Origin of the sequence: Pseudomonas guineae, assembly GCF_900113745.1 — a bacterium.
GTDB lineage: Bacteria > Pseudomonadota > Gammaproteobacteria > Pseudomonadales > Pseudomonadaceae > Aquipseudomonas > Aquipseudomonas guineae.
Map to the genome: position 1 here is coordinate 101818 of NZ_FOQL01000002.1, position 18884 is coordinate 120701.

Here is an 18884-nt window from a genome sequence, read left to right on the forward strand (position 1 = left end):
ATCTGGTCATGCCAATGCTAGATAGCTGCGGAGGGCATTTGACCTGCTTTGCTTCCAGTATTTTCTAGCCGCCAAGCAGGGGTATTGATTTCTTTTGTTTTTTATGGTTTTGATTTTTTCTAGCGATTGCTTTGGTTGCGGGGGTATGGAAAAAGCCGCTACAGCTGCTACATCTGGGTGGCTTGTAGCTATGCTCAGAGGAATGTGGGCCGGCGCATCTGGGTAGATATCGATCCAGGTGTCATGAGATCCTGAGGGCGATTCGCATGGGGCTCGACGATTTTCGGGCTATGTCAGCTTCTGCTCGGGCGTGGTTTTTTTGCTTAGGAGGGCGGTCGCGATATGGTTGCTTATATGGAACTGCAGTAAGAGAGGAATTATGAAGTCTGTTATGCCTAGTGCGGTAAATTTCGGGGCGTCAGCTTACGGCGGTTTTATAGTTAATGATTCTGGTCGAATTTTAATGCGCAAGGATTTGCAGTTGGGGCATGGTTACTTTTTCAGGTGGCGTCATGATTCTCACGTTACACCTGAGCAGCTTGTAATCTCTGGCATGCATACTGAGGCTGGGTTGGATGTAGAGATAGTTGAGGTTTTAGATGGGGTTTGTTTTTGTGACATGGGGCAGCTTGCAAATATAGTAGTGCAATGCGTAACGCCGCCTTCTGAGGTGGCTTGCGAAGAATTTGGAGTCCGATGGGTAGGGTTTGATAAGGCACAGAAACTTATTTTTGATGGCAGGGGTGAGATGGATTTTGACGCTGAGTTAGTTACTCTTAATACCGCTCGGCTTTGGTATATGAATCGTAGGAAAAGTGATATTGAATCCGCTATGGATTCTGATCATAAAGTGCATTACGCAAGATTTAATATTTTGTGTGATGAGGTTCATAATGAATTATCAAGGTGTCCGAACTTTGCTGGCAATGGTGATGGAGTTTTCTCTTCATTTATACAGTCTGTTTTTAAGAGTGCTGCTCGTCAAATTATGTCAGATGGCTTTGAGGAGTATTTATCGGATCAGATTGGTCGGGTAAAGAAGCCTAAGCGCTCTAAGGTATATGAAAATGACCTGAGAAATTTGATTTGTATATTTATAACTGCGGCATATGATTATTTTAGCTTGAAAGAATACGATCAATTTTCGGCGGCCTGCGACCGCGTCTCTGGTTACCTGATGTTGTATCGCGGAATTTATGTGAAAACCTCACCGAATATATGGGCACGTGCGGTTGCGGGAGGCTATGGCCAGGCTGAGATGAGAAAGAAGGTTGTTGATGCTATTATTCATGTCTTGGCTTTAAAGGGGCCGTATCGAAAAAGAAATCGACTAGATATGATTGTTGACAAAATTTGTGATGATGTGTCTGCGGCCTTAATTGAGAAACAGTTAAGTCATCCGAAAGATCGGGATGATTTGCGTCATTTGATCAATATAACAATTTCTGAAAATAAGAAAGCACAAAATATTTTGAAAGAGCGATGCTAGTGATTTATAAGAGCCGCATTGTAATAAGTTTATGGTTAATTTATTAATATTTATGTCTTTGTCTGTTTTCTCTAATCATGGTCTTGGGGTTGTATTTGGCCGGTGTTACTTATTAGGTAGTCGAGGCGTGCCCCAAGTTTATTCCATGCATCTGTCATTTCCTTTTTGTAACTATGTCTTTGGTAAGTTCTCTTTACCTTGTTCTCCTCCGTATGGTTGAGGCACCTTTCGGCAACTTCAGGTAATACCCCTAGGGCTGTCATTGTTGTTGCTCCTGTTCTCCTAAGATCATGAGGTGTCCATTTCCCTGCTTTCAGGATGAGTGACTGAGATTTAGAACTTCGGTTGCTCATAATTTTTTGGTCTGTTTGGCGTTGTCTATCGCTTAATTGTTTGGTTACGGTTTTTGTGCAAACAGGTCCGCTATTTCTGGTGTTCGGGTAGCACCATTCGCTTTTGGAGTTCAGTGCTTGGAGGCGTTTGAATTGCTTCAACGAGAACTCAGAAAGAACGATGTTGTGGGCTTTGCCGTTTTTACTGTTTTCTGCAGGAATCCACCAATTTCTGTGAGTTAGGTCGACGTTTTCCCAGCGGGCATTCATCAACTCGCCGATGCGGCAGCAGGTGGATAATGCAATCCAGATTGCAGCGTCTGTCGAGGGAAGCAGACCTGCTTCCGGGACAAGTTTTGCTAGTAAGCGGATTTCCTCCTCACTCAGAATTCTGTCGCGCTCAATATCTTTACCGCCTATTTTGGCTTTACGAATGCTTGCGGTCGGGTCGTATTCAATCAGGTCGCGATCTACTGCAAACCTGAACATTTGCCGCATAAGGGAAAAGGCTATCTTTGCTGCCCGGTTGACTCCTCGAGCTAGCATTGTGTCCGTGACCTCAGTGATATGTCCCTTCTTAACATCACCTACGGCCATTTCGCCTAGGACGGGTAGTACGTCTTTCTGAAACATTCGACGTACCTCGGCGCCTCCATCTTTACGGTTAATGAGGTCGACCTTGGCCCAGTGTTCAAACAGATCAGTGACCGTTTTTCGTGCAAGCTGTCTGGCGTGCTCTGCTTCTATGCCCGCTTTCTCTGTGGCTAGGCGGGCCTGTTCTGCCTCCAAGGCAGTTGTTCGTGCATATTCTTCAGCTTGGATGTGTTCCCTAAGGTCACGGGCACCGCTTTGATAAAGTCTGGATAGCTCCCCGGCCTTTACGCGTGCTTCCTTAAGGGTTAGACCATCTATCCCAGCGGAGTCATAGGTCCCGAGTGGAAGGAAGACGCGCTCGCTATTTGAGTTCGTGTACCGAAAGTAAAAGTGGCGCTCTCCGTTGGGGCGTAGTCTGGCCATGAATCGACCGCAACCACGTGGTGCGTCCTCAATTAGCCAGCTCGGCTTTTCTGCTTTAGCTCCCATTTGCTTGTCGGTAATTGTGGTCATTGGATCCTCTCGCCATGCTGGTCACCGTATGGTCACCGTTTCTCATAGGCTTTGTTAGGATTCTATAGCATGCGATTGGACTACTAAACAGCTATAAAGCCTGAATTAACTAGGGCTTAGCTCATTTTTTGGACTTATTAGGAACGCATAGCGCATAAATTCACCTTTATGGGGTGCTAGGGGTCGAGTGTTCGAATCACTCCGTCCCGACCATATAATTGAATGACTTAGCCCGGTTCCGAAAGGTCCGGGCTTTTTCATACGCGTGACTTTTGCGTAACTTCTCCAAGTTTTACACCTGCTGCTGAATCGTCTACTTTGGCCATCGTAAGTTGGTTGAGCGGGTGGAGGTCTTGCTGATGCTGCAGTATCGGACATCCTTTTTACGGTCAGTCCAGCAATTAGTCTGACTATGCAGTTGGCCGTTTTTATGCCGGCATGCAGCCAATGGTGTCTCCGGCCGACACTATGCGCTTGCCGCGACAGGCGTTGCGAAGCCTTTGCCCAGCCATAAAAGCACTGCCTAATAAATGCACGTTTCAATGTGGGTTTACGACAGTTAACGGATACCCATAAAAAAGCCGACCCAGAAACTGGGTCGGCTTTTCATAGCCTTGCGAGCTATTACTTGCGGCTGGCTTTTTCCAGCATACGCAGAGCGCGCTCATTGGCTTCGTCAGCAGTTTGCTGAGCCTTCTGAGCAGCAGCCATAGCGTCATCAGCCTTACGGTAAGCTTCGTCGGCACGGGCTTGAGCGCGAGCAGCTGCATCTTCAGTTGCAGTCAGACGGGCTTCAGTTTCTTTGGACATGCTGCTGCAACCGGTAGCCAGAACTGCGGCTAATGCCAGAGCAGAGAATTTCAGAACGTTGTTCATCGTGTTCCCCTTGAGGTGGAGGTTTTCCATAAAAGCAATTTCCTGATAGTAGGAAATTAGCCGGCGTACATAGTACCTATAACTTGTAGTAAGTAAATGGAGTCAAGGCAAGGCGCAAAGTTTTTTTCTGATTGCTGCAAAACTCACCATCGATTGCTTAAAAAATAATCAACTGAGAGTGGTTGTCCATTCCTTACACAGTAATCACCGACGTTTTGCGACCGCAGTCGTTGAAAAATATCCGGTAAGCAATTTCCGGTATTGCTCCGACTTATGAACTGCTGAAATGCGGTGAAGGCTAATTAGAGTGCGGGTAGATGCAATGGCTGGGTTTGGCACATAGCCAAATGCTTCTCTGTATGATCTAAGTCGTTGATTCACGTGACCTAGCAGGTTGTGGCCTGATAAGCTCGTGGAAATCGCCTACAACTTAGATAGGTAAGAGATGTTGTAACCCTCTTGCTGCAAAAGCAACGAGCGGGTTACACGAGTGAACAGAGGAGTTACGATGAGCGAGGCGTTGTCCATTCACCATGACTTAGTAGGCCATCAATTCGAGACCACAGTGGATGGTGATCGGGCATATCTGGCTTACATGGATCTTGGCAAACAAACGCTGGATATCTACCGCACCTTTGTTCCTAACTCGTTGCGGGGGCGAGGCATCGCGGCAGCTTTGACCGAGCATGCACTGCAGTATGCTGATCGCCTGGGCTACACGGTGATTCCCTCTTGCTCCTATGTAGAGCGTTACATGCAGCGCCAACAGGGCCAGGCGGATAAAAGCTAAGTGATTTGGGTAATGAAGAGGGCCAGTTAGTGACTGGCCTTTTTTATATCTGTGTCGACTATCAGGTCTTGGCGATCAGGTTGCCGGCATGCAAGCCGCACTCTTTCTGTGTGGCTTCTTCCCACCACCAGCGGCCTTCGCGTTCATGCTGATTCGGCAGCACAGGGCGAGTGCAAGGTTCGCAGCCGATGCTGATAAAGCCGCGCTCATGCAGGCTGTTATAAGGCAGTTCCAGCATGCGGATATAGGCCCAGATATCTTCACTGCTCATCTGTGCCAGCGGGTTGAACTTGTACAGTGTGTTGTCTGCTGTGGAAAAGGCCGCATCGATTTCGACCGCTGCAACCTGGCTGCGTGTACCAGGGCTTTGATCGCGTCGCTGGCCGGTGGCCCAGGCTTTTACCGTGGCGAGTTTGCGGCGTAGTGGGGCGGTTTTACGGATGCCACAGCACTCACCATGACCGTCCTTGTAGAAGCTGAAAAGGCCCTTTTCCTTGACGAGGGACTCCAGTGCCGTGGCCTCGGGAGAAAGTACGTCGATGCTGATGCCATAGTGCTCACGCACCTGGTCGATAAAGCGATAGGTTTCCGGATGCAGGCGGCCGGTGTCGAGGCTGAATACTTTGACGTTTTTGTTGAGTTTCCAGGCCATATCGACCAGCACCACGTCTTCCGCGCCGCTGAAGGACAACCACAGTTCATCACCGAAGTGTTCGAAGGCGAGTTGGAGAATCTCTTGTGGCGACTTGTTGGCGTAGCTCGTCGCCAGTTCGGCTACGTCGAAGGGAAGGCTCATCGGGCTTAATTCCTAGTTAGGGTGACGTCGAGCGTCTTGTGCCGTGATGGTAGCAAAAGCAAGTTATGCGACTAAATAACGAAGTACCTCAGTAGACCTGTCATTTGGGTATAAGGCTCTGCGTTGCAGAGCGCTGGGGGAGCCGCTAGAGTGCCGCCTCTCAAATAAATCCAAGCTAGGAGTGTCCTGTGGAAATCGCGTGTCTCGACCTGGAAGGCGTGCTGGTCCCGGAAATCTGGATCGCTTTCGCGGAAAAAACTGGCATCGAATCGCTGAAGGCGACTACCCGGGATATTCCGGACTATGACGTGCTGATGAAACAGCGTCTGCGCATTCTGGATGAGCACGGCTTGAAGCTGTCCGACATCCAGGAAGTGATTGCCACACTCAAACCTTTAGACGGCGCAGTGGAGTTTGTGAATTGGCTGCGAGAGCGCTTTCAGGTGGTGATTCTTTCGGACACTTTCTATGAGTTCTCCCAGCCGTTGATGCGTCAGCTGGGTTTCCCGACGCTGTTGTGCCACAAGCTGATCACGGATGAAACCGATCGCGTGGTGGATTACCAACTGCGACAGAAGGACCCCAAGCGTCAGTCGGTACTTGCCTTCAAGAGCCTGTATTACCGGGTCATTGCAGCGGGTGACTCTTACAACGACACCACCATGCTTAGTGAGGCTCATGCCGGCATTTTGTTCCATGCCCCGGACAATGTGATCCGTGAGTTCCCACAGTTTCCGGCTGTGCACACGTTTGCAGAGCTCAAGGGCGAGTTCCTCAAAGCGTCCAATCGCCAGCTGAGCCTGTAATCAATAGATGATTGAAAACCCGGTATTCGCGGGTTCTTCAGAGAGTTATCCCAGCACCCTGCGTGGACTTGATTCGCGCAGGGTGTTTTGTTTTCAGCTGCGATCAGGTTGAGCGCTTGTGGTGGGGCGTACCACTAGCCACAGGGCGATCGCAATCAACACGCCACCGTACAGATAGGCCCAGGACAGTGGCTCATCCAATAACAGTGCGCCCCACAGCACGCCGAAGGGCGGGATTAGAAAAGTCGTGGTGCTGGCCTTGATCGGACCAACATCACTTAGTAGGCGGAAGTACAACACGTAGGCGAGCGCCGTACAGATAAAGCCCAGACCAGCCAAGGGCAGCCAGACGTCGAGCCCACCCCAGTTGGCAGGCGGTTGAATAACTAGGGCGCTGCCGAACAGCGGCAGCAGGAACAGGCTGGCGCCACACAGGCTGGCAAAGGCGGTCAAACGGTTATCCAGGCCGCCCTGCATGCCGATCCAGCGCCGTGTAAGAAAGCCGGCAAAACCATAGCAGACAGTCGCGATCAGGCAGGCACCTGCGCCGAGTAGTAGGGTCAAATCAAACTCGACTGGACCGGTGCGGGTCAGCACGGCGACCCCGAATAGGCCAATCGCAACCCCGGCGGCCTTGCTAAGGGTCATGGCTTCAGCAAAGAACAGCATGCCGATCAACACGCCCATCATCGGTGTGGTGGCATTGAAGATGGCCGAATAACCGGCGGGCAATACCAGTGCTGCCATGCAGTACATGGCAGAAGGCAGACCTGCGTTAATTACTCCCAAAATCAGGCAGTGCTTGAGCTTGCCGTTGAAGTCCCAGCGCACCCGCATCAGCAGCAGAATCGCCAGCAGCCCAAGCATGCCCAGGCTGGCGCGGAAAAAAGCAGTCGGCATGCTGCCGAGCACAGGCGCAACGATGCGCATAAACAGAAAGCTTGCACCCCAGATAGCAGCAAGCAACAGCAGACGCATCAGGTCGACAAGGCGCACAACGGGCTCCACGGCAGTTAAAAAGTCGAGCAGTGTTGCCGGGCTGGTGTGCCAAGGCAATTCGAAATGCGCGTTCCAGGCGACTGATTGGCAATATTTCGTTGTAGATAAGCCTGTATCCATTCAATGCCGGCTTTTACTTGGCGCGGTCACTGGATAAGCTCGAGGAATTGTCCGCATTCACCTGTAGGGGTTCGTTTATGCCACAGCAATGGCCGGCCAGCGCGATAGCTGCGTTTATCCTCGAAGGCTTTGACGATTATCGTGAGCAGTTTCGCCAGATCACCAACGGCGCACGCGTGCGATTTGAACAGGCTCTGTGGCAGGAAATTCAGGATGCATCGGCGGCACGCATTGCCCTGTATGAAAAGTGCGTGAGCACGGTGAGTCGGCAGTTGCGCGAGGCTTATGCGGCCGAGGTATTGCTGGAGGTGGAGCAGTGGCCACTGGTTAAGTCGGCCTATATCGCGTTGATTAACCTGCGCGATGACGATGAGTTAGCGGAAACGTGGTTCAACTCGATTTTCTGCGGGTTGTTCAGCCATGACCAGATCAATGACGGCTGCATGTTTATCCACACCACCCGCCCGGCACTGCGGGTTAATGCACGTACCCCGCAAACCCGCTTGTACGAACCTAAGGGCGATGTCGAGCAGGCTTTGCGGCAGATCTTCGAGGATTTCAGTTTTGAGGTTGGCTACGAAAACCTGGAGCGCGACTTAAGCCGGCTGCTCAAGCAATTGCGGCAAAGCCTGCCGGACTGGGTGTGCAAGGACCCTGATCTGCGCATTGAGCTGTTTGCTTCACGCCTGTATCGCAACAAGGGTGCGTACCTGGTGGGGCGTATCTACACCTGTGATGAGCAATGGCCGCTGGTGATTCCGCTGTTGCACCGCGAAGGGCAGGGCATCCAGGCCGATGCGCTGATCACCGACGAGGCGGAAGTGTCGATCATTTTCTCTTTTACTCGTTCCTATTTCATGGTGCGGGTCGGTTACCCGGCGGAGTTCGTCGGCTTCCTCAAGCGCATTTTGCCGGGCAAGCACATTGCCGAGTTGTACACCTCGATCGGCTTCTACAAACACGGTAAGTCGGAGTTCTACCGCTCCTTGATCGACCACCTGGCGACTACGGATGACAAATTTGTCATGGCCCCCGGTGTCCGTGGCATGGTCATGAGCGTATTTACCCTGCCGGGCTTCAACACCGTCTTCAAGATCATCAAGGACCGTTTCTCACCGTCGAAAAACGTCGACCGCAACACGGTGGTCGAGAAGTATCGCCTAGTGAAAACGGTCGACCGGGTCGGGCGCATGGCCGATACCCAGGAATTTGCCGACTTTCGCTTTCCGTTGAGCAAGTTTGATCCGGAGTGCCTGGCCGAGTTGCTAGAGGTCGCACCGTCGACCGTCGAGGTTAATGGCGACACCGTGCTGGTGCGCCATTGCTGGACCGAGCGGCGCATGACGCCGCTGAATTTATATGTGGAAAGTGGCAGTGAGGCTCAGGTGCGTGAAGCGCTGGATGACTACGGTCTGGCCATTAAGCAGTTGGCCGCAGCGAATATATTCCCCGGCGACATGCTGTTGAAAAACTTTGGCGTGACCCGTCATGGCCGTGTGGTGTTCTATGACTATGACGAAATCTGTTTTCTTACTGAAGCCAACTTCCGTCGTATACCTCAAGCACGCTACCCGGAAGATGAAATGTCCTCCGAGCCTTGGTATTCGATTGCACCGATGGATGTGTTCCCTGAAGAGTTCCCGCCGTTTCTGTTTGCCAATATGCAGCAGCGCAAGCTGTTCAATGAACTGCATGGGGAGCTGTATGACGCCGATTACTGGAAAAGCCTGCAGGAGGCAATTCGTGCGGGCAAGGTGATCGACGTGTTCCCCTATCGACGCAAAGATCAAGCCGGCCGGGAGTATTGAGCTGCATGCGTCTGCCGCTTGGTTTAGTTGCTTCCGGCCTGTGGCTGCTGGTGGATAGTCGCGTATTACTGGCGGCCGAGATTGACAATACAGCTGTCGAATTGGCTCCACTAATCATCACCAGCCCACGCAGTAACGCGCGTTGGTTGAGTACGCCGGCGGCGGTGACAGTGGTTGAGGCGGGCACTGCACCGGGTGAGCAGAACCTCGCCCTGGATACCTGGTTAGCGCGCGTGCCGGGCGTGTTCAGCCTCAACCGTTACAACTTGGCTCAGGGCCTACGTCCGTCGATTCGTGGCTTCGGCGCGCGCGGCAATTTCGGTGTGCGCGGTATCCGAGTGCTAGTCGATGGTGTGCCCTTAACCATGCCAGATGGGCAAACCGAACTCGACGGCCTCGACCTTGGTTTGGTTGAGCGCATGGAGGTTTTACGTGGGCCTGCCTCGGTGCTCTACGGCAATGCTGCCGGTGGAGTCCTGGCGATCGAAACTCGCGAACCATCGGTTTTACCCTCAATGCAGCTTGACCTTAGCGCTGCGGGTCTTGGCTATCAACGTACACGTGGCGAAATCGGAGGTAGCCACGGCAACGTGGGTGGGCTGCTGGCCTTTAATAGCACCCATTTAGACGGATATCGTGAGCACGGCCGAGCGCAGACCAACAGTCTGACCGGCAAACTGAACTGGTATGCCCCTGCAGGGCGCTTACGCTTGAATTTCAATGCGATCGATAACCGCGCCGAAGACCCCGGCGGTTTGACGGCGACTCAAGTTGACGCAGACCGCCGGCAAGCTGCGCCGAATAATCTGCGATTTGACGCCGATGAATATATTCGTCAACAGCGCCTGGGCTTAGTTTGGGATGGCTATGCTGCTGGAGCCGATCAGTATCAGCTGCGCAGCTACTGGGGCCACCGTGAATTCGGTAATCGGTTAGGGTTTACCACGAGTGGGCAGACAACCTTCGATCGATATTTCGGTGGAGTAGGCGGGCAGTACAGCCATTATCGCGAGTTGATCGGCGTACCACATAAAATCACCACAGGGTTTGACCTCGAGGCGCAGCGTGATGATCGCAGGCGATATGACAATCTGTTCGGTGAGCGCGGGCAGTCGCGTCAGCAGCAGGATGAAGCGGCGCTTAGCCAGGGGCTGTTTATTGAGGATCAGCTCGACCTGACTAAGAAGTGGCAAGCTACCTTTGGCCTGCGTTATGACCAAGTACGCCTGGCGGTTGATGACTTCTATCTGGCCGATAACCGCAATGATTCAGGCTCGCGCAGACTGGAGGACTGGAACTACAGCGCCGGTCTGAGTTATCGCTTTACCCCGCAACAATCGCTATATGCGCGGCTGGCCAGCTCCTTTGAAACGCCAACCATCAGCGAACTCGGTAACCCTCAAGGCGGCGGCTTCAATAGCGCGTTGCAGCCTGCCCAGGCGTTCAGCCGTGAGCTGGGCATCAAAGGCGAATGGCCCTCGCTGCGCTATGCTCTTGCGTTATACCGAATCGATCTTGATGATGAACTGGTGGCGTTCAGCTTGCCGGCCCAGCCAGGGCGTAATTTTTATCGCAATGCTGGTGAGTCGCGTCGTGATGGCTTGGAGTTGAGCCTTGACTGGCAGCTTGCCGATGCCTGGCGCTGGTCCGTGGGCTATGCCTACAACCGCTACCGTTTTATCGAGTATGAAGCGACTGCGGGCGATTTAGCCGGTAGGCATAGTCCCGGTATTCCGAGACAAACCCTTTTCAGTGAACTGGCTTATGAGCATCAAGGTGGCTACGTACGCCTGGGTGTTACGGCGCAAGCGCGGGTGTATGCCAATGACGCTAATACGCAGTCCGCGCCTGGTTATGCCCTGTTCAACCTACGTGTTGGCACGCGCATGCAGCTTGGCGAGCAAAGCCTGGAGCCTTATCTAGGCATTGATAACATGCTGGCGCGCGCGTACTTCGATAACGTGCGGATCAACGATGCTAACGCTCGCTATTTTGAGCCTGGGCCCGGGCGAACGCTCTATGCGGGCTTACGCGTGCTGTTTTAGCGTGTAACAGTGCAGCGGGCGACAGGCTCAGCCCGTATGGACTAAGCTAAAAGCAGATACACAAGCCACTGTTCAATAACCTTGGTAGGAGGGTGTTTTATGAACGCCAAGTTGCAGCAAGCCCTGCTAGACCTGTTGAGTGCCCTTGGCCTGCTTGAGAAGCCAACATTGCAACCTATTCCCATCCGCAGCGATAAACCTGTAGCTCAGCCTGCAGACCGCCGGCGTGGCTAATACGCCCGCGCTGTTTACCTGAATGTCTAACTCGTTAGATCAGTAGCCACGGTTGTACATAGGCTACTGATCTTTACACTCGATTATTTGTTGTGCCTGGCTGACTCTGCGCAATGCGGAGCTTTGTTTTAGCTATTACTGAATTATTCAAGCAAGGATTTGCTAGCGTGTTGCTACTGCTGTGCTAGACCTTCATCTTTAGTTACGGAAAAAGCTCAGACAGGGATAACTCAGATGCGCCAAAACCTTCCAGTGACGCAACGGGAAAAAACCTTTCCGGGGCATGAACGTCTTATTTCTACCACCGACCTAAACAGTAATATCAGCTACTGCAACGATGCTTTTGTGGAAGTCAGTGGTTTCACTCGGGAAGAGTTGATCGGCCAGCCGCATAATTTGGTGCGTCATCCTGATATGCCTCCTGCCGTGTTTGGTCACATGTGGGAGACCATCAAACAGGGCAAGCCATGGATGGGTATCGTCAAGAATCGCTCGAAAAACGGTGACTACTACTGGGTTAGCGCCTATGTCACACCAATCTATGAAAATGGCCGCGTTGCAGGTTATGAATCGGTGCGCTCTTTGCCCGATGAGGCGCAGAAACGTCGGGCTGAAAAGCTTTATGCGCGTTTGCGTGAAGGCAAGCCACCGGTGCCAAAATTGGAATACTGGACGCTCGATATTATCCAGTCATGGCCGCTGATTCTGGCCGGCCTGTTTATTCTCGGTGCACAATTTGTACTCAGTGGCCCTTGGTTGTGGATCATTATTTTTATCGTCATGTTTGGCCTTAGCTCCTATCAGTTATCCGCTAAGCGCCGTTTGATCAGGCAGACTCTTGCCGAACATCCGAAGGCGTTTATCAGTGCACTGGTTGCCTTGACCTATACCGACAACCGCGGCGCGCAAGCCTTGCTTGATATGGCTATGATCAGTGAAGAAGCACGCTTACAGACGGCGCTGACGCGTATTGAGGATGCGGGTAACAATGTCAAAAAGCATGCCTCACGCTCGGCTGACCTGTCGCGCTCTAGTGCGAAAATGCTTGATCAGCAGCGCAGTGAGACGGATCAGTCGGCGACGGCTATCAACGAAATGGCCGCCACCATTCAGGAAGTCACGCACAACGTACAGAGCACTTCGCATGCCGCCGAAGAGGCGGATCGTCTGGCCAAACAAGGTCTACAGTTGGCCGGCGGTAGCCTGGATTCCATGCATCACATGGCCAAAGCCGTGGTGGATATTGGCCAGGCGGTCAATGATCTAGCCAACTCAACCCAGTCAATCGGTAGCGTGGCTGATGTGATCACCTCGATTGCCGAACAGACCAACCTGTTGGCGCTTAACGCTGCAATCGAAGCGGCGCGTGCCGGTGAGCAAGGGCGCGGCTTTGCCGTGGTGGCCGATGAAGTGCGTTCGCTGGCCTCACGCACGCGAGAGTCGACTGAGCAGATCCACCAGATCATCTCTTCGCTGCGTGCGGGTGCCGAGCGTGCAGTGGTCACTGCGGGCAAAGGTGAAGCCATTTCCAAGCAGAGTGTCGAGAGCGTGGAGTCTGTGCGCAGCGCATTGGATGGCATCAGCGCGGCTGTCAGCCGGATTACCAGCATGAGCCAGCAGATGGCCTCGGCCTCCGAAGAGCAGACCCATGTGGCGGAAGATATCAGCCGGCAGATTACGCAGATTGCCCAGCTCTCTGACCGCAGTGCCGAGCAGGCGCATCAGGGGGCGACGCTTGGTCAGGAGTTGGAAGACATGGCTGATTATCTGCACAGCTTAGCGGAGCGCTTCAACCGCTGAGTGAGGGTTTGACTGCATGATTATCGGCCTGCCTCATACATGAGGCAGGCCGATTTTCTATGGGGTATGGCAAACTGCGTGACTGAGGAGAAACCCATGCCGCGCGCGCAATGCCCACGATGTACCCGTCCATCCGAGCGCTGTCTTTGTGCGCTTATCCCGAGCCTACCGAGCAGCACTCGAGTGCTGATTCTGCAGCATCCGAGTGAGGTTAAGCATGCGCTGAATACCGCGCGGTTGGCTGTACTTGGTTTGAGCAATGCTGAGTTGCTGGTTGGTGAAGTGTTTGAGGCACTCCCGGTATTGTTGCAACAACCCGGATATCGTGCGTGCTTATTGTTTCCTGGTGAGAAGGCACAACCCGTGATGCAGTTTGCTGCGCAACTCAGTGAGTTGCCGCTGCTGTTGGTCGTGCCCGACGGCACTTGGCGCAAAGCGCGTAAGCTCTTGCACCTGAACCCAGCATTGGCGGCCCTGCCCTGGGTAGTTCCACCAGAGGGGCTGCAGTCGCGCTATCGCCTGCGCAAAGCACCGATGGTGGGTGCGTTATCAACCATTGAGGCGATTGTCGAAGCGCTCAACGAAGTAGAAGCTCCCACTCGTTTCGATGCCTTGCTCGCCCCGTTTGAATCCTTAATTGGCGGGCAGATTGAGGCAATGGGTGAGCAGGTTTATCAGCGTAACCACGGGCAGCCAGATGCTTTACCTGGCGCAACCGATGGTTAGGTTGCGTTTTTTAGCGTTCGCGCATGGCTTCTGAGCGCGCTTTGAGTACAGGTTTGAGCAGATAGTCGAGAACGCTTTTCTCGCCGGTAATAATGTCCACGTTGGCGACCATGCCGGGGATGATCAGCAGCGGGTGCTTGTCGCTACCTAAATGGCTCTTGTCAGTGCGTACTTGAATTAGGTAGAAGCTGTTGCCTTCCTCATCGGTAATGGTGTCAGCGCTTATCAGCTCAAGGTTGGCCTTGAGGCCGCCATAGATGGTGTAGTCGTAGGCGGTGAACTTGACCATGGCTTTCTGCCCCGGGTGGAGAAAAGCGACATCCTGCGGCCGTACCTTGGCCTCGATCAGCAGGCTGTCATCTAAGGGGACGATTTCCAGCATGTCGCTGCCAGGCTGCACCACGCCACCAATAGTATTGACCTTGAGCTGATTGATGATGCCGCGCACAGGTGATACTACGGTCGTACGGGTGACGCGATCATCAATCGCCACGCTACTGGCGGTGATTTTCTGCAGCTCTGTGCGAATTTCATTGAGCTCCTTGAAGGCGTCAGAGCGAAAGCTGAGTTCCGACTCTTCAATCTTGCTTTTGATTTCATCCATCGCCGATTCGGCTCTGGGTATAGCCAAGTTGGTGGCATTCAGAGAACCGCGCACTTCTACCAAGCCGCGGCGTAAGCGGAGGATTTCCACTTGGGAAATTGCACCGGCTGCAACCAGGGGCTGCGACATATTTAGCTCCTGCTGCAGCAAGCCTGTGCTGGAGCGATATTGCTGAGATTTTGCGCGGAACTCGGCAAGCTCCTGGGTTTTTTGCCGCAGTTGCTCTCCCAAAGTGCGCTGCTCACTTTGTAGTCGGTCTTGTCGAGACTGATAAACAGCCAGTTCATCTTCAGCTAATTGTGGGGCTAGGCGTAAAATTTCCTCCGGCATGCTGATCGGCCGGCCTTCTGCTTCTGCAGTTAAACGCTCGACCCGCGCTACCAGCGCTAGGCGGTCGGCTTCAGCTTCGCCGCGATTGGAAAGATAGCGCGTGTCATCTAGACGTAATAGCACTGCGCCTTGTTCAACGATCTGACCTTCACGAACAAATATCTCGCTGACGATGCCGCCTTCCAAGTTCTGAATAACCTGAATTTTGCTAGAGGGTATGGCTTTGCCTTCGCCCGTAGTGACTTCCTCCAGTACGGCAAAATTGGCCCAGATCAGCGCCGTTATCAAGCATGCGCAGACCACCCACACAGTGATGCGAGTGAACCAGGGCGAGTCTTCGAGAATGGCCCCGTCGACTTCCGGCATAAACTCGGTGTCTTGCTTACGCTGGCGCATGCTGGCGAAGTATTGGCTGATCGAATGGTTTATTTGCATGAGCGCTCCTATACCGCTGCGGGGCCAACTCGACCTTTGCGTAGCGCTTCGATGACTGCTTCTTTGGGACCGTCAGCAACAATATGGCCGTTGTCCAACACCACCAGCCGGTCTACGAGGCTGAGCATGGACGCGCGATGAGTGATCAACAGCATGGTCTTGCCTTGTGCCCAGGTCTGTAGGCGGTTGCGCAGGATTTCCTCACTGGTGTTATCCATCGCGCTGGTGGGTTCATCGAGCAGCAGAATAGGTGGGTCAAGTAACAGCGCGCGGGCCAGAAGAACCGCCTGGCGTTGGCCACCTGATAGCAGCTGGCCACGCTCGCCGACGGGGCGATCGAAACCTTGCGGGTGCTGCCGAGCGAGGTCGACAACGCCAGTTAGTTCTGCAACTTCGAGCATCCGTGCATCGCTGACATAACGTGCGCCAAGCGTCAGATTATCGCGCAGGCTGCCAGCCAGTAGCGGTAGATCATGAGCGACGTACCCAATCTGATGGCGCAAGTCAGCTACGTCGAGCTGACGCAGATCTAGGTTGTCCAGCAGGATCTGGCCTTTGTCAGGGCTATAAAAGGCCATCAATAAACGCGCTAGCGTGCTCTTACCTGAGCCGCTGCGGCCAATGATACCGACGCGTTCTCCAGCATTCATACGCAGACTTATCCCCGCAAGCGCCGGGTTACTCTGGCCGGGGTAGCTGAAGGTGACATCACGTATATCCAGTGCGCCCTGCAGTTGCGTGCGGTCCAGTGGGCGTTGCTTGGACTGACGTTCCTGTGGCAAAGCCATCAGCGCGTCGGTACTGGTCATGGTTAAGCGCGCTTGTTGGTAGCGGGTTATCAGCCCGGCAATCTGCCCAAGAGGCGCAAGGATGCGGCTACCCAGCATGTAACAGGCCACCAGCGCGCCGACGCTGAGTTGGCCGGCGATGATGATGTAGACCCCCGCGACGATTGTGGCCATTCCGGCGAATTGCTGTAGAAACAGTGTGCCATTAGTGGCGATTGCGGCCAGTGAACGCGCGTGAATGTCTAGGCGGGTGAGCGCGCCGTGAGTTTTTTCCCACTGATGCTGGCGTTCACTCTCGGCGCCACAGGCTTTCAGGGTTTCCAGACCTCCGAGGGTTTCGATTAGCAGCGCTTGACGCTGTGACGCCAGCTGCAGGCTCTTTTCAACCGTGTCGCGTAAGCGGGCCTGAACAATAAAGGCGAAGAGGGCAGTGATTGGGAACGCGAGTAAGGGAATGACAACTAACCAGCCGCCGATTAGCCAAATCACCGTAATCATCAGAAATGAGAAGGGCAAATCGATCAGACTGGTTAGGGTGACTGCCGTTAGAAACTCACGTAGGCCCTGGAAATCATGAATGCTTTGGGCAAAACCGCCGATCGTAGCCGGGCGGGCAGTCATCGACATGCCCGTAATGCGTTCGAACAATGTGGCCGACAACACCACATCAGTTTTCTTGCCCGCCGTATCAAGCAGGTGCGCGCGCAGAATTTTCAGCAGTAACTCGAAACCCATGCCAATAAATAAACCGATGGCCAGCACCCAGAGTGTCGAGGTGGCTTGGTTAGGCACTACGCGGTCATAGGTCTGCATGACAAACAGCGGCACCATTAGACCGAGTAGGTTGATCAGCAAGCTGGCAAGGATTGCATCTGTATAAAGCCAACGTGACAGTTTCAGCGTGTCACGAAACCAGGCTTCTATACGTGGAATGAGGGGCGAACGCGTTTCTTCCAGTTCATGGCGTGGGCGGGCAAAGAAGGCTTGCCCGCTGTACTCGCTGGCTAGTTGCTCTCGACTGACCCACTGCTCGCCGCCGTCGGCTTCGCAAGGCAGGATCTGCGCCTGATTATCAGGCCCCCATTGGCGCAATACAGCGCTACGGCCGGTTTTCAAGAGCAGCAGTACTGGCAGATTAAGGGGCGAAATACTCGACAGGTCACGGTGCAGTAGGCGGCCTTGCAAGCCAGCACGCGCTGCAGCGCGGGGTAAAAGCGCTGCTGTCAGGCGCTGCTCTGGTAGCGGCAGGCCTGCACTCAAGCTGCCACGACTGGCTGAGCAGCCGTGGAGTTTGCAGAGAATCAATAAACCATCAAGCAGCGGATCATCGTGATTTAGACGCGGATCGCTGGATGATTCTGGCCGCTCCATGCTGGTCAAGGGTTACTACTCCTTATGGCGGTTCTACTTCATTTCCGGCAGGCGTGCCTCGCTCTTTACTTCGGTGAGGGCGACGGCTTCTGCTGGTACTACTACTTGCTGCTGGCGCAACAAGTCGCCCATTGCGGCGGATACCCGGTACATGGAGAACTCTTCGCTAAAGCGAACTTCGCTGTAGCGTCGGTTAGCGGTAAACAGCTCGTTTTCACTGTCCAGCAGGTCGAGCAGGGTGCGTTGGCCCAGGCCGAACTGTTGCTGGTAGGCTCCGCGAACCTTCGATGTGTAGTCGGCGTAGTCGCGCGCTTTAGGTGTTTGCAGGCGGGCGTTCTCCATGGCATTCCACGCCAGCGAGAGGTTCTCATTGAGTACGCGCAGCGCATTGTTGCGGATGTCCATCGACTCATTGATCTGATAGGCAGTCGATTGCAAGCGCGCTTTGTCGCGCATGCCATTGAACAGGTTGTAATTCATCACCACTGCCGCACGCCAGCCGTTGTTATGGCCTTGATCGCCTTGCGTGTTGTTGTCGGCATTGGTGGCCAGCTCAAGGTCAACGCGTGGATAGAAAGTCGATTTGGCAACCTCATACTGCTTTTCAGCTGCATGCACATCGGACTGTGCTGACTTCAAAAAGGGGTTGTTACCTTCGACCGCTTGCCGAGCTTCAGCGAGAGTTTCCGGCAATGAGCCTTTCAGCGAAGCGGGAGAGGTCAATTCATTTGGCATACGGCCAACAGCACTGAAGAAGTTGGCTTCGGCATCGGCCAGGTTCACTTGTTCTGTATAGAAGTTGTTTTCTGCCAGTGCCAAGCGTGCTTCGGATTGATCCAGGTCGGCCGTGCTGCCCACGCCTTGTTCGCTGCGCAGGCCGATTTGATCATTAATGCGTTGGTGAGCCTGTAGATTGTTGCGGGCAAGCGACACCATTTCACGACGCATCAGTAAGTCCAGATACGCCTCGACGGTGCGCAATGCCAGACTTTCAGAGGTGCCGAGCAGGCGATAAGCCCGCGAGTTGACCACAGCCTTAGTGCGTTCCACTTCATTGGGTGTATTAAAACCGTCAAAAATCATCTGCCGAAGTCGCAGCTCTGAGGTGCCGTAGTTCAGCGTATCGGTGTTGTGATTGCTTAGCGCTCGTGTGCTAGGGCTGTCGGTGTTCTCTCGTCCGTAGCCCATTAGCAGATCAACGGTGGGCAGGTAACCGCCTTTAGCAATCTTGACTTCTTCCTCCGATGAAAGACGGCTGTTAGCCCCAGCATGGATTTCCGGATGGTTATCCAATGTGCTTTGGATTGCCTCCGATAAGGTGATGCCTTGTGCCTGGGTACACAACGTTGCCAGCACAATACTGCTCCACAACGGGTTGAGTGCGCGCATTTAATACATCTCCTTATGAGCTCTTGATTCTGTCGCCAA

The 18884-nt window shown here is 53.5% G+C and carries 15 protein-coding genes; 8 read left to right on the top strand and 7 right to left on the bottom strand.

What is annotated here, in order from left to right; genetic code table 11:
* Positions 1 to 379: 379 nt before the first annotated feature.
* Positions 380 to 1489: a hypothetical protein gene (locus BMZ32_RS09415; protein WP_090241722.1), complete on the top strand. Its 1110-nt coding sequence runs from the start codon at positions 380 to 382 to the stop codon at positions 1487 to 1489.
* 71 nt (positions 1490 to 1560) lie between these two features.
* Here the strand turns inward: BMZ32_RS09415 and BMZ32_RS09420 are convergent, their stop codons facing one another.
* On the bottom strand, positions 1561 to 2928 hold the full coding sequence (locus tag BMZ32_RS09420) for a site-specific integrase (RefSeq protein ID WP_090241723.1): 1368 nt from the start codon (positions 2926 to 2928) through the stop codon (positions 1561 to 1563).
* A 624-nt stretch (positions 2929 to 3552) separates the two neighbouring features.
* Positions 3553 to 3804 (bottom strand): outer membrane lipoprotei OprI, encoded by a 252-nt coding sequence (oprI, locus tag BMZ32_RS09425; protein WP_090242095.1) that lies wholly within the window; start codon positions 3802 to 3804, stop codon positions 3553 to 3555.
* Positions 3805 to 4312: 508 nt separating this feature from the next.
* Between oprI and BMZ32_RS09430 the strand changes: the two genes are divergently transcribed.
* The gene (locus BMZ32_RS09430; RefSeq protein ID WP_090241724.1) at positions 4313 to 4594 is read left to right on the top strand and encodes a GNAT family N-acetyltransferase; all 282 of its coding nucleotides are present in this window, start codon (positions 4313 to 4315) and stop codon (positions 4592 to 4594) included.
* Positions 4595 to 4655: 61 nt separating this feature from the next.
* Here BMZ32_RS09430 and BMZ32_RS09435 read toward each other — a convergent pair whose 3' ends face one another.
* Positions 4656 to 5390 (bottom strand): phosphoadenylyl-sulfate reductase, encoded by a 735-nt coding sequence (locus tag BMZ32_RS09435; protein ID WP_090241725.1) that lies wholly within the window; start codon positions 5388 to 5390, stop codon positions 4656 to 4658.
* A 188-nt stretch (positions 5391 to 5578) separates the two neighbouring features.
* On the opposite strand from BMZ32_RS09435, the gene thrH reads away from it, so the two are divergent.
* Positions 5579 to 6196 (top strand): bifunctional phosphoserine phosphatase/homoserine phosphotransferase ThrH, encoded by a 618-nt coding sequence (gene thrH / locus BMZ32_RS09440; protein ID WP_090241726.1) that lies wholly within the window; start codon positions 5579 to 5581, stop codon positions 6194 to 6196.
* Between the two features lie 93 nt (positions 6197 to 6289).
* Here thrH and BMZ32_RS09445 read toward each other — a convergent pair whose 3' ends face one another.
* A complete protein-coding gene (locus BMZ32_RS09445; RefSeq protein WP_090241727.1) occupies positions 6290 to 7192 on the bottom strand; it encodes a DMT family transporter in 903 nt (300 codons plus the stop codon).
* A gap of 200 nt (positions 7193 to 7392) precedes the next feature.
* On the opposite strand from BMZ32_RS09445, the gene aceK reads away from it, so the two are divergent.
* From aceK to BMZ32_RS09465, 5 genes are all read left to right on the top strand, one after another.
* A complete protein-coding gene (gene aceK, locus BMZ32_RS09450) occupies positions 7393 to 9123 on the top strand; it encodes a bifunctional isocitrate dehydrogenase kinase/phosphatase (RefSeq protein WP_090241728.1) in 1731 nt (576 codons plus the stop codon).
* A 5-nt stretch (positions 9124 to 9128) separates the two neighbouring features.
* The gene (locus BMZ32_RS09455) at positions 9129 to 11168 is read left to right on the top strand and encodes a TonB-dependent receptor family protein (protein WP_090241729.1); all 2040 of its coding nucleotides are present in this window, start codon (positions 9129 to 9131) and stop codon (positions 11166 to 11168) included.
* Between the two features lie 99 nt (positions 11169 to 11267).
* Entirely contained in the window at positions 11268 to 11402 is a 135-nt protein-coding gene (locus BMZ32_RS19635; RefSeq protein ID WP_279626726.1) for a PA1414 family protein, read from the top strand.
* A gap of 234 nt (positions 11403 to 11636) precedes the next feature.
* Complete coding sequence (locus BMZ32_RS09460) at positions 11637 to 13202, top strand: methyl-accepting chemotaxis protein (protein WP_090241730.1); 1566 nt, start codon at positions 11637 to 11639, stop codon at positions 13200 to 13202.
* Positions 13203 to 13298: 96 nt separating this feature from the next.
* Complete coding sequence (locus BMZ32_RS09465) at positions 13299 to 13928, top strand: tRNA-uridine aminocarboxypropyltransferase (RefSeq protein WP_090241731.1); 630 nt, start codon at positions 13299 to 13301, stop codon at positions 13926 to 13928.
* 10 nt (positions 13929 to 13938) lie between these two features.
* Here BMZ32_RS09465 and BMZ32_RS09470 read toward each other — a convergent pair whose 3' ends face one another.
* Genes BMZ32_RS09470 through BMZ32_RS09480 form a run of 3 tightly spaced genes read right to left on the bottom strand, consistent with a single transcriptional unit; the run spans position 13939 to position 18845 of the window.
* Complete coding sequence (locus BMZ32_RS09470) at positions 13939 to 15297, bottom strand: HlyD family type I secretion periplasmic adaptor subunit (RefSeq protein ID WP_090241732.1); 1359 nt, start codon at positions 15295 to 15297, stop codon at positions 13939 to 13941.
* Positions 15298 to 15305: 8 nt separating this feature from the next.
* The gene (locus tag BMZ32_RS09475; RefSeq protein ID WP_208598706.1) at positions 15306 to 17465 is read right to left on the bottom strand and encodes a type I secretion system permease/ATPase; all 2160 of its coding nucleotides are present in this window, start codon (positions 17463 to 17465) and stop codon (positions 15306 to 15308) included.
* Positions 17466 to 17489: 24 nt separating this feature from the next.
* Positions 17490 to 18845 (bottom strand): TolC family outer membrane protein, encoded by a 1356-nt coding sequence (locus BMZ32_RS09480; RefSeq protein WP_090241734.1) that lies wholly within the window; start codon positions 18843 to 18845, stop codon positions 17490 to 17492.
* Positions 18846 to 18884: the final 39 nt, after the last annotated feature.

Bases quoted from the DNA above. Each gene is read 5' to 3' on its own strand.
- BMZ32_RS09415 (WP_090241722.1), top strand. From the start codon at position 380: ATGAAGTCTGTTATGCCTAGTGCGGTAAATTTCGGGGCGTCAGCTTAC.
- BMZ32_RS09420 (WP_090241723.1), bottom strand. From the start codon at position 2,928: ATGACCACAATTACCGACAAGCAAATGGGAGCTAAAGCAGAAAAGCCG.
- oprI (WP_090242095.1), bottom strand. From the start codon at position 3,804: ATGAACAACGTTCTGAAATTCTCTGCTCTGGCATTAGCCGCAGTTCTG.
- BMZ32_RS09430 (WP_090241724.1), top strand. From the start codon at position 4,313: ATGAGCGAGGCGTTGTCCATTCACCATGACTTAGTAGGCCATCAATTC.
- BMZ32_RS09435 (WP_090241725.1), bottom strand. From the start codon at position 5,390: ATGAGCCTTCCCTTCGACGTAGCCGAACTGGCGACGAGCTACGCCAAC.
- aceK (WP_090241728.1), top strand. From the start codon at position 7,393: ATGCCACAGCAATGGCCGGCCAGCGCGATAGCTGCGTTTATCCTCGAA.
- BMZ32_RS09455 (WP_090241729.1), top strand. From the start codon at position 9,129: ATGCGTCTGCCGCTTGGTTTAGTTGCTTCCGGCCTGTGGCTGCTGGTG.
- BMZ32_RS19635 (WP_279626726.1), top strand. From the start codon at position 11,268: ATGAACGCCAAGTTGCAGCAAGCCCTGCTAGACCTGTTGAGTGCCCTT.
- BMZ32_RS09460 (WP_090241730.1), top strand. From the start codon at position 11,637: ATGCGCCAAAACCTTCCAGTGACGCAACGGGAAAAAACCTTTCCGGGG.
- BMZ32_RS09465 (WP_090241731.1), top strand. From the start codon at position 13,299: ATGCCGCGCGCGCAATGCCCACGATGTACCCGTCCATCCGAGCGCTGT.
- BMZ32_RS09470 (WP_090241732.1), bottom strand. From the start codon at position 15,297: ATGCAAATAAACCATTCGATCAGCCAATACTTCGCCAGCATGCGCCAG.
- BMZ32_RS09480 (WP_090241734.1), bottom strand. From the start codon at position 18,845: ATGCGCGCACTCAACCCGTTGTGGAGCAGTATTGTGCTGGCAACGTTG.